The 1,736-nt window shown below is 38.9% G+C and carries 1 protein-coding gene; it reads right to left on the minus strand.

Features of this window, described 5'->3' with window-relative positions:
* A partial coding sequence (locus ADH81_RS11225) for an Ig-like domain-containing protein (RefSeq protein ID WP_049528938.1) occupies positions 1–1,736 on the minus strand: 1,736 nt, incomplete at both ends.

The raw sequence follows: 1,736 nt of genomic DNA on the forward strand, positions 1-1,736 counted from the left end.
TTATCTTGAGAACCATCTTTATAAGTTACAACAAGATTTCCATCAGCATCTTTTGTGACTGATTGAATCTTACCATCTTTATCAGCTACAGCTTTACCTTTTTTGTCTGCCAAGTTAGCATCATCATTGGTTTTAGAGTACTCAAGTTGTAGTTTCTCTTTGATTTTAGCTAACTCGTCATCTGTTATGTTAGATGGATCTGCTACAGTAACTTTTTCAGTTGGAGTTGGAGTTACAATATCATATTTTTGACTTTGTGCCTTAAGCATGACACGGAATGAACCTGGGTCAGTTGCGTTTGATGAACCTACGGCTTTATTCTCAATGAATGCACCATCAGCATCAGTTGCAGTTGCATAACGCCAGCCCAAAACCATACCGGCTGGATTTTCTCCTTTAGTTGCTGCTTCTAAGACTTCTGGTTTCAATCCATCTGTTGCTGCTGGAGTACCTCTATAAGTAATGACTGCTGGCGCATCTGCTGTTGCTGGTGTTTCACTAGAGATAACATTTGCTTTAAATCCATATTGAGTATTGATGGTATTTGCTTCACCTGCAACAGCACCAAACTCTCTGTTACCGCCTTGTTTTACAGTAGCACTTACAATTTTTCCGCTATCATCTTTGAATTTGATATCAAATGAGTTTTCTTCACCAGCATATACATAAACTTCTTTAGTATCTTTATTAGAGTAAGGAATCTCTACTGTTGGTGCAACTACTGTTGCTGTAGCTGTTGCTGGTTCACTTGCATCTGAAGTGTTACCTGCTGCGTCAGTTGCTTTCGCTGTTACATTTCCTTCTGGAATATTAACAGTTGGTGTGATAGTGGCTTTACCATTTTCACCTGCAGTTGCTTCGCCAATCTTGTTACCATCTTTATCGTAAAGGGCTACAGTTGAACCTGGTTCTGCGCTCACTTCAACTGGTGTCTTAGTTCCTGCTTTACCGGTTAGATCTGTGTTTACAACTGGTTTAGCTGGAGCTTCTGTATCTTTAGTTACAAGCTCTGACAATGGTTTTTTATCTTGAGAACCATCTTTATAAGTTACAACAAGATTTCCATCAGCATCTTTTGTGACTGATTGAATCTTACCATCTTTATCAGCTACAGCTTTACCTTTTTTGTCTGCCAAGTTAGCATCATCATTGGTTTTAGAGTACTCAAGTTGTAGTTTCTCTTTGATTTTAGCTAACTCGTCATCTGTTATGTTAGATGGATCTGCTACAGTAACTTTTTCAGTTGGAGTTGGAGTTACAATATCATATTTTTGACTTTGTGCCTTAAGCATGACACGGAATGAACCTGGGTCAGTTGCGTTTGATGAACCTACGGCTTTATTCTCAATGAATGCACCATCAGCATCAGTTGCAGTTGCATAACGCCAGCCCAAAACCATACCGGCTGGATTTTCTCCTTTAGTTGCTGCTTCTAAGACTTCTGGTTTCAATCCATCTGTTGCTGCTGGAGTACCTCTATAAGTAATGACTGCTGGCGCATCTGCTGTTGCTGGTGTTTCACTAGAGATAACATTTGCTTTAAATCCATATTGAGTATTGATGGTATTTGCTTCACCTGCAACAGCACCAAACTCTCTGTTACCGCCTTGTTTTACAGTAGCACTTACAATTTTTCCGCTATCATCTTTGAATTTGATATCAAATGAGTTTTCTTCACCAGCATATACATAAACTTCTTTAGTATCTTTATTAGAGTAAGGAATCTCTACTGTTGG

The sequence above is a fragment of the Streptococcus pseudopneumoniae genome (genome assembly GCF_001072925.1).
GTDB classification, from domain to species: domain Bacteria; phylum Bacillota; class Bacilli; order Lactobacillales; family Streptococcaceae; genus Streptococcus; species Streptococcus pseudopneumoniae_Q.